The organism is Kitasatospora sp. NPDC052896 (assembly GCF_044547075.1).
Classification (GTDB): domain Bacteria; phylum Actinomycetota; class Actinomycetes; order Streptomycetales; family Streptomycetaceae; genus Kitasatospora.
The window spans coordinates 135,133-143,618 of sequence record NZ_JBITZU010000012.1; the positions used below are offsets into that span (position 1 = coordinate 135,133).

General features: G+C 73.6%; 7 protein-coding genes and 1 tRNA gene. 2 read left to right on the top strand and 6 right to left on the bottom strand.

The window, feature by feature from the left end; genetic code table 11:
• Positions 1–285 precede the first annotated feature (285 nt).
• Complete coding sequence (locus ACIGXM_RS23610) at positions 286–711, bottom strand: OsmC family protein (RefSeq protein WP_396563959.1); 426 nt, start codon at positions 709–711, stop codon at positions 286–288.
• 191 nt (positions 712–902) lie between these two features.
• Positions 903–1,685, bottom strand: a complete 783-nt coding sequence (locus tag ACIGXM_RS23615; protein WP_396563960.1) for a VOC family protein — start codon at positions 1,683–1,685, stop codon at positions 903–905.
• A gap of 294 nt (positions 1,686–1,979) precedes the next feature.
• On the opposite strand from ACIGXM_RS23615, the gene ACIGXM_RS23620 reads away from it, so the two are divergent.
• The gene (locus ACIGXM_RS23620) at positions 1,980–2,318 is read left to right on the top strand and encodes a chorismate mutase (protein WP_396563962.1); all 339 of its coding nucleotides are present in this window, start codon (positions 1,980–1,982) and stop codon (positions 2,316–2,318) included.
• A gap of 73 nt (positions 2,319–2,391) precedes the next feature.
• Here the strand turns inward: ACIGXM_RS23620 and ACIGXM_RS23625 are convergent, their stop codons facing one another.
• Positions 2,392–3,405: an EamA family transporter gene (locus ACIGXM_RS23625; protein ID WP_396563964.1), complete on the bottom strand. Its 1,014-nt coding sequence runs from the start codon at positions 3,403–3,405 to the stop codon at positions 2,392–2,394.
• Positions 3,406–3,414: 9 nt separating this feature from the next.
• Between ACIGXM_RS23625 and ACIGXM_RS23630 the strand changes: the two genes are divergently transcribed.
• Positions 3,415–3,930 carry a hypothetical protein gene (locus ACIGXM_RS23630; RefSeq protein WP_396563966.1) on the top strand — a complete coding sequence of 172 codons (516 nt, stop codon included), beginning with the start codon at positions 3,415–3,417 and terminating at the stop codon, positions 3,928–3,930.
• A gap of 73 nt (positions 3,931–4,003) precedes the next feature.
• On the opposite strand, the gene ACIGXM_RS23635 is transcribed toward ACIGXM_RS23630, so the two are convergent.
• The 3 genes from ACIGXM_RS23635 to ACIGXM_RS23645 all read right to left on the bottom strand — a co-directional run bounded on the left by ACIGXM_RS23635 (position 4,004) and on the right by ACIGXM_RS23645 (position 8,142).
• Entirely contained in the window at positions 4,004–6,184 is a 2,181-nt protein-coding gene (locus ACIGXM_RS23635) for a transglycosylase domain-containing protein (protein WP_396563968.1), read from the bottom strand.
• 267 nt (positions 6,185–6,451) lie between these two features.
• A complete protein-coding gene (locus ACIGXM_RS23640) occupies positions 6,452–7,777 on the bottom strand; it encodes a sensor histidine kinase (protein ID WP_396563970.1) in 1,326 nt (441 codons plus the stop codon).
• Positions 7,778–8,068: 291 nt separating this feature from the next.
• A tRNA-Lys gene (locus ACIGXM_RS23645) sits at positions 8,069–8,142 on the bottom strand.
• Between the last annotated feature and the right edge of the window lie 344 nt (positions 8,143–8,486).

Below are 8,486 nucleotides of genomic sequence, written 5' to 3' on the forward strand. Positions count from 1 at the left end.
GCCCGGCACCGGAACCGCCCGGCCCCGCAGCTGTCGCGTGGACCCGGGAGTCTTCCTGCTCAGCACCGTTCGGCACCGTGCGAGCAGACACTGTGGCCGATCATAGGGGGCCGGGAGAAGTCGCGGCCACAGCCGTCAGGGTGATTCGCCGGGTTTCGGAGGAGGCTGTCGGAGTGACGGCCACGCCCCCGGTGCGCACGCATCGTTGCACTCCAGGGGCGTACGCGGGGGTCGCCCGGTGCGCCGGCCGAGCGCTGGGCCCGGGCGACGCACCGGCGCGGTGGGTCAGCCGAGCTTGGCGGTGAGCGTGATGGTGGTGCCGGACAGCGCCTGGCTCACCGGGCAGTTGGCCTTGGCGTCCTCGGCGGCCTTCACGAAGCCCGCCTCGTCCAGCCCGGGTACCTGGCCGGTGACGGTCAGGTGGATGCCGGTGATCCCGGTGCCGGGCTGGAAGGTCACGTCGGCCTGGGTGTCCAGCTTGGTGGGCGGGGTCCCGGCGCCGGTCAGGCCGTGCGAGAGCGCCATCGAGAAGCAGGCCGAGTGCGCGGCCGCGATGAGCTCCTCGGGGCTGGTCTTCCCGTTCGCCTGCTCCGCCCGGGACGCCCAGGAGACCGGGAACTGGCCGATCCCGGAGGTCGCGAAGGTCACCTCGCCCTTGCCTTCGAGCAGGTTGCCGTCCCACGCGGTGCGAGCGGTGCGGATGGTTGCCACGATCGGATACCTCCTGTGCTGAGGGGGATTGTCGCTGTACTTCGCCGTGCTGGGGCTTCGCCGTACCGGGACTTCGCCGTACTCGGACTTCGCCGTGCTGGGCGGTACTCACCCGGTCTGGTCCCGGCCGCACCCGGGGGAACTGTCGTCAGGTCAGTTCCGGGTGCTGGGCCCGGTCACGCGGGCCCAGCCTACGTGCCGGCCGGCGCGCCCTCCGGCAGTCGGCAGAAGGTGACGTGCGCGCCGACGGCGTCGACGCACGGCGCCATCCGTCCGTACGGCGAGTCGAACGGCTCGCGCAGCGGCCGTCCACCCAGCTTGGCGGCCTGCTCGGCGGCGTGGTCGGCGTCGGTCACCCCGAAGTAGGTGGTCCAGGACGGCGGCAGCTCGCTGGTCCGGTAGCGTCCGCAGACCTCGTCCTCGCCGGACCCCGGCAACCGCCAGACCGTGTAGTCGAAGGATCCGCCGTCCCCGATCTGCTGCTGCCGGTAGGGGAAGAGCGCGGCGAAGAAGGCGTCGGCCCGCGCGCCGTCGGGCGTGTTGAGCTCGTGCCAGCAGAGCGCGCCGGGCTCGCCGTGCACGGCGGCGCCGGGGTGACCGGCCGGCTGCCAGAGCCCGAACGAGCCGCCCGTGGGGTCGTACGCGAAGGCCAGCCGGCCCGCGCCCGGGATGTCGTGCGGTCCGAACACCGGCTTGCCGCCGGCCTCGGCGACCTTGCCGTAGACCGCGTCGAGGTCGCTGGTCGAGAGGTAGACGTTCCACACCGGTGACAGCTGCTCGCCGTCGGGCGGCGGTGGCATCAGCCCGGCGGCGGGGCGGCCGCCGCTGAGGCACATGGTGTAGCCGTTCAGGCCGGTGTCCTGGAACTCCCAGCCCAGGATCGGTCCGTAGAAGGCCTGGGCGGCGGGCAGGTCGGCGGTGGTCAGGTCGGCCCAGCAAGGGGCGCCGTCGGGGTAGGAGTGACGGACGGGCACGGCGGGGGTCCTCTCTCGGTGCGCGGGTGTTCACTTTCCGCGAGCACAGTAGAGCGGACGGTGATGGCGGCTGGTGGGAGACCCGCCCACCGATGTCCACAGGCGCTGTCCACATGGCGGACGATCGCGGCAATTGGGGCGAAGACGTGGCTGCCTCCCTGTTAGATTTGCCCGACCCGAGCCCCTGACCCCCGGTGCTGCCCCGTTCCGGGGAGGCCCGGCCAGGTCCGGGCGGCCCCCGTCAGTCCCTGGTCGTACCTACCGTGCCGGGACGCCCGATCCGGAGCAGACGCGATGACCGAGCAGCAGCCCGCCAACGACACCACCGCCTCGCTGGAGGGGGTCGACGACGCCGTTCGGGCCGAGCTGGAGGGCCTGCGGCAGAGCATCGACAACATCGACGCCGCCGTGGTGCACATGCTCGCGGAGCGGTTCAAGGCCACCCAGCGGGTCGGCCGTCTCAAGGCCGAGCACAAGCTCCCGCCGGCCGACCCGGCCCGCGAGCGCGACCAGATCAGGCGGCTGCGCGAACTCGCGGCGGGCGCGCACCTGGACCCGGTCTTCGCGGAGAAGTTCCTGAACTTCATCATCGCTGAAGTCATCCGCCACCACGAGGCGATCGCCCGCGCCTGAACCGCCCGCCTGAGGACCGCCCGCACCCGAACCGGGTGCGCCCGGCCGGGCCGAGTCGCGCGCCCCGCCCTGGCTAGCCGGGGGTGATCGGGGTACGTTCCGCCGGCTCCCCGAGCCCCGCCCGCTCGGCCTCCCCCGCCCTCTCCACCCGCTCCGCCGGTTCCGCGGGGCGGCCGGTCTGGGCGGCGAAGGCCCCCGCCAGCACCAGGACCCCGCCCAGCACCTGCGGCGCCCCGAGGTGCTCGCCGAGCAGCACCCAGGCCAGCACGGTGGCGACGATCGCCTCGATGTTCGCCACCACCCCGGCCACCGGCGGTGACAGGTGTCGCACCGAGACCACCCCGGTCAGGTACGCCAGCACCGTGGCGACGAGGATCATCCAGGCGGCCGGCAGCACCGCGGGCACCGTCGTCCCGTCCAGTCGTACCTGGCCGGCCAACGGGTGCCAGTCGGCCTCCCAGGGGCGGGTCAGCACGGTCAGCGCGAGCGCGCCGATCAGCAGCCCGTACGCGCTGACCCCCAGCGGATCGGCCGGCCGGTCGCCGCGGCTGCCCGCGTCGGCGAGCACGAAGTAGCCGACCTGACAGCAGGCCGCTGCCAGCGCGAAGAGCACCCCCAGGGCGTCGAAGCGCAGCCCGTCCCAGGCCTCGACCACGCAGACCAGCCCGGTCACCGCGACCGCCGCGCCGATGGCCGACCCGCGGCTGACCGGCTTGCGCTGCACGAACCGGACGTACCCGAGCAGCAGCAGCGGCCCGAGGTACTCGATCAGCAGCGCCACTCCGACCGGGATCCGGGAGATCGCGGCGAAGTAGCACGCCTGCACGCCGGCCACGCCGAGCAGCCCGAAACCGAGCAGCAGCCCAGGCCGCTCCCGCACGATCGCCCGGTGCCGCCAGGCGAGTGGCAGCAGCGCCACGGCAGCCCCGGTCGCGCGCAGCCAGACCACGTGCGACGGCGAGAGCCCGGCCTCGATCAGTGGCTTCGCCGCGGTGCCCGAGCCGCCGAAGGAGAACGCGGAAATCAGGGCCAGGGTGAGTCCGACTCCGCGGTGCGAGGGCTGGGGAGCCGCGGTATTGCTGCGCATTGCCGCATTGTGTCAGTCGGGGCGCGGCCCGGCCCGGCGTGCCCACGGTTCGGACTCCGACCGTCGTCGTCGGCCGCCCGTGCCCACGGCCGCACTCCTGGCACCTCCGGCGACCTGGCGCCCACCCTCCCGGTCGACTACGAGTCGCGGCAGTGGCGGTACGCCTGGGTCGGTTTCGACGTGGCGCTGCTCGGCGCGCTCGCGGCCACCGCGTGGTTCGGGTTCCGGCGGCGCCAGCTGGTGGTGTTCTGCTGCCTGGTCAGCGCCGTGCCGCTGACCTGCGACGCCTGGTTCGACGTGATGCTCCCCTGGGGGACGTCCGACCTCTGGAGCAGCCTGGCCTCCGCGCTCCTGGTGGAGCTCCCGCTCGCGGCGTACCTGCTGGTCCGGGCGGTGCGGATGGTGCGGATCACCCTGCGGGTCTCCTGGAACCGCGCGGGCGCCCCCGGCGAGCCGCCGCCGCTGCGCCGGGCCGTCCTGTTCGCGGACCCGGGCCACGGGCACCCGTCCGCCGGGCGGCGCTGACGGCGTCGCCGCCGGCCCGCTGCGGACGGACAGCGTCACGTGAGGACTGGCCAGTGGCTCAGGGGCCGGCGGCTCATCCGGTCAGCGCCGGCTCGCGCGGCGGCCCGGACGTGGTCGCGGTGCCTCCCGTCGGGGTGCCCGACGCCGACGGGTCGGGGGTGGTCGGCGTCGGCCTCGGGGGCCGGGGCGTGCTGGGGGACTCGGCTCCCGGGGCGGGGGTGACGGTCGGCGGGGCGGGCGGGGTGTCCGGTGCCGCCGGCTCGGCGGGTGCCGTGGAACCGGGGCCGGACGGCGTCGTGGGACCCGCACCGCGCGAGGGCGTGCGGCCCGCCGCCGGGCTGCTCGCCGCCGGGGTGCCCGCCGTCCCGGCCTGGCCCGCGCTGCCGCTCCCCGGTTGGGCGAAGTCGCTGACCGGCCGCCCCTTGAGGGCCGCCGTCATGTAGTCGGTCCAGATCTGCGCCGGATACCCGCCGCCGCCGACCTGTGCGCTGCCGCCCGTGCCGGACAGCGTGACCTGCCGGCCGGTGCCGGCCTCCTCTCCGAAGAGCGCCACCGAGGTGACCAACTCCGGTGTGTAGCCGACGAACCAGACCGACCGGTTGGCGTCCGTGGTCCCGGTCTTGCCCGCCGCCGGACGGCCCAGCTCCTTCGCCCGGGACCCCGTCCCGCCCGGATCCGACACCACTCCCTCGAGCAGCCCGGTGACCCTGCGCGCGGTGTCCGAGCTGATCGCTCGCTTCGCCTCGTGCGGAGACAACTTCAGCTCCTTGCCGTTCAGCTGGGCCGAGCGGACGAGCCAAGGGGTGATCTGCTGCCCGTCGTTGGCGAGCGTCGCGTAGACACCCGTGAGGTCCAGGACGCTCGGCGTCGCGACCCCGAGCGGCAGTGCGGGTTCGGCCGTCAACGCGCCGGTGCCGGTGGGCAGTCCGAGCGCGACCCCGGTCTTCCGGACGGTCTCCAGTCCGGTGTCCTGGGCGAGTTGGGCGAAGACGGAGTTGACCGACCAGTCGGTGGCCTGGCGCAGGGTGACCGGACCGAAGTCGCGTCCGCCCGAATTCGGCGGCGAGTAAGGGGGGTTGGCCGTGCCGCCGCGGACCGGGCGCCCGCTGGTGCCGTCGTAGACCGTACCGGCGTCGATGAGGCGGCCGTCCTGGGTGCGGGCACCGTTCTCCAGGGCGGCCGCCAGGGCTATCGCCTTGAAGGTCGAACCGGCCTGGTAGTCCCGGCGGGTGGCGTTGTTGACGTAGTGCGCGGTGTAGTCGGTGCCGCCGTAGAGGGCCACCACCGCGCCGGTCTTCGGGTCCACCGACACCGCGCCGGCCTGGGCGTCGGCGTCCTTGGACCGTTTGGCCGGGTTGAGTTGGTCGGTGAGCCGTCGCTCCACGGCGGTGCGCAGGTCCTGCTGGCGGGCCGGGTCGACGGTCAGCGTGATCCGGTAGCCGCCCTTCGCCAGTGCCGCCTCGTCCAGCACGCCCTGGGCCAGCAGCTCGGACCGGGCTGCGTCCACCAGGTAGCCGGCCTGGCCGGAGAGCCCCGAACTGCTGCGCGGGGCACGGACGTCCGGGAAGGTGGCGGCGGCCCGGTCGGCGGCGGAGAGCCAGCCCTCCTGGGCCATCGCGTCCAACACGTAGGTCCAGCGCGCCTGCGCGTTCCGCTTGCCGGTCTCGGTGGCGGTCGAAATGTCGTACGCGGAGGGCGCGTTGAGCAGCGTCGCCAGGTAGGCCCCCTGTGCCGGGTCGAGGCGGTCGGCGTCGATCCCGAAGTACGCCTGCGCCGCCGCCTGGATCCCGTAAGCGCCGCGCCCGTAGTAGGTGGTGTTGAGGTAGTTCGCCAGGATCTCGTCCTTGGACTGGGTGGCGTCCACCTTCAGCGCGATGAAGAGTTCGCGCACCTTGCGGCTGATGGTCTGCCGCTGGTTGAGGTAGGCGTTCTTGACGTACTGCTGGGTGATCGTGGAACCGCCCTGGGCGCCCTTGCCGGTGAGGGTGTTCCAGGCGGCCCGGGTCAGCGCCGTCGGATTGACCGCGCCCTCCTGGTAGAAGCCGCGGTCCTCGGCGGCCAGCACGGCGTGCTGGGCGTCGGGGGACACCCGGTCCAGGCCGACGCTCTGCCGGTTGGTGTCGCCGGTCCGGGCGATCGGCGTGCCGTCCTGGTAGAGCCAGGTGTTGCTCTGCGCGGTGGCGGCGGCGTGCGCGTCGGGGACCTTGACGAGGGCGAGGCCGAGCGCGAAGAGGCCCACTCCGAGCAGCAGCACGACGACCGCCGAACCCAGGGCCGACCGCCAGGTCGGCAGCAGCCTGCGCCAACCGGTCCGCCGTGGCCGCCGCGACCGGGGGCGCCGACCGGTTCCGGGGCGGCGCGGGGCGGACGGACGGAGCGTGGCACGCGGCACGGGGGAGCCTTTCCTGCGAGCCCGGTGACGGTCACTCACGCGGTCGAACGGACGGGACCGTGCCAGCCTGCCGGGGCGCATTGCCGCAGGGTAGGGACTTTTGTCCCCTTTTCTACTCCTGGTGGGTAATCAGCTGAATCGACCCGGTTGAGGCTGGGTGGCAGGGAGCGTGCCGGTGGCCCGGTCGTACTCCGGCCCCGGCCCCGGCTGTGACCCCGGCTCCGGCATCGGCTCGGACCCCGGCTCCGCCTGTGACACTCGGGGGAGCGGGAGCCAGAGGCGCACCGCGAAGCCGCCGTCCGTGACGGCCTCGGCGCTGATCGTCCCGCCGAGCAGGGACGCCCGTTCGCGCAGGCCCACCAGCCCGTGCCGTCCACCGGGGAGCTCCGGCGTCGCCGAGGTAGCGGACGGCGCGGCGTTGCGTACGCAGACGCGGAGGAAGTCGGTGCCGATCTGCACGGTCACGGCGGTCGCCGCGCCGGGCGCGTGCTTGCGGACGTTGGTGAGCGCCTCCTGGACCGTCCGGTACGCCGCCCGCTCGACGGGTTCGGGCAGGGCACGGCCGGTCGGCCCCTCGACCACCAGCTCGGCGTCCACCTCGGAGGCGGCCACCAGGCGCGGCAGGTCGGCCAGTCGGGGTTGTGGGACGAGTTCGGTCGGGCCGGCCCCGGCGGCCCGCAGCACCAGGATCATGCTGCGCAGCTCCTCCAGGGTGGCCACCGCGAGCCGGCGCAGGGTGGTCGCGACCTCCTTGACCGCCGGGTCCTTGGTGGTGACCTGGAGCGCCCCGGCCTGGACGGCGATCAGCCCGGCCTGGTGCGAGACCACGTCGTGCATCTCCCGGGCGATCCGGGCACGTTCCTCGGCTATCACGGTCTTGGCGTAGAGCGCCCGCTCGTGGTCGCGCAACACGGCGAGTTCGGCGACCCGGTCGGAGAGGTCCCTGCGGGTCTGGGCGAGCAGGCCGAGCATCACCGGGCCGGCGCCGAGCATGATCGCGTAGATCAGCTGCTGGAGCAGGTCGCTGAGCGAGAAGTGGGAGAGGGCGCTGATCGGCCAGGGCAGGAAGCTGCCGAGGGTCACGGTGACGGCGGCGAGCGCCTTGGGCCAGGTCGCCCGCACGCTCCGGGCGACCGTGAACGCGCCGATCACGGCCGCGATCATCGCGTGGCCGGCGTAGAGGCCGGGCAGCGTGAGGAGGAGCACGGTCAGCGGGAACCGGCGGCGGACCACCAGGACCACCGCCGCGACCAGTGACACCACGAAGTGCCAGTCGCGCGGTGGTGGGAAGTTGAGCAGTGCGTCGGCGGCGGCGATGAGCACCAGGAACAGGTCCACCACCCAGGCGTGCCACCGCCTGCGCGGCTGCCACGCACGGCGGACCAGCCGCCAGGCCCGGCCGAACGGTCCCGGTCTGCTCGCCGCGCCCAGCGGCGAGCCAGTCTCCACGGCCACGCTGCCACTCCGTCCGATTCCTCGCGCATCCCCGCGGCGACGGTACCCCAAGGGGAGGGGGTGACCGGAGGGGCGAAGGGCTCGGGTCGTGGACGATGGAAGCCGCCGGGGCATGGGAGCGCGGAGGTACTGGCCGGTAGGGCGTGTGGCGGCGTGGGCGCGTCCTGCTGGGCTCGCGGGGGCGGGCTGGGGTGAGCTTGGCCACAGGTGGAGCAGGCGGCGGCCGCGGCCGGCGGAGTGGGGGTACGACGAAGGGCGCCCCTCCCGGAGGAGGGGCGCCCTTCGCTGTTGTGCGCCGCCAGGGACTCGAACCCCGGACCCGCTGATTAAGAGTCAGCTGCTCTAACCAACTGAGCTAGCGGCGCTTGTTCAACGCGGAGAACACTACCTGATCAGTGGCGATACGCCGAATCGGACCGCGCGGGCGGGGTGAGCGCCGACCTCTTTCGAGAGCAGTGCTCTGTGCAGTGATCGGCGATCTCTGGCGGGAGCAGTGCTCCGCATGGTGATCGGCCATCTCTGTCGAGAGCGGCGCGCTCGCTGCTCTGATCGGCGATCCGGAGTGTGAGCGGTGCTCTTCTTCTCGAGCGGTGCTCTTCTTCGCGACGACTGCCCGCGAAGAAGAGCACCGCTCACAAAAAGGCCCCCACGACCCCCCGCCCCCCGGTACGCCGCCCACCTAACCCCCCGCCCCCCACCAAACCCGCCC

Excerpts from the sequence above, each read along its gene's own strand:
- ACIGXM_RS23620 (WP_396563962.1), top strand. The coding sequence starts at position 1,980 with ATGACCGAGCAGCAGCCCGCCAACGACACCACCGCCTCGCTGGAGGGG.
- ACIGXM_RS23625 (WP_396563964.1), bottom strand. The coding sequence starts at position 3,405 with ATGCGCAGCAATACCGCGGCTCCCCAGCCCTCGCACCGCGGAGTCGGA.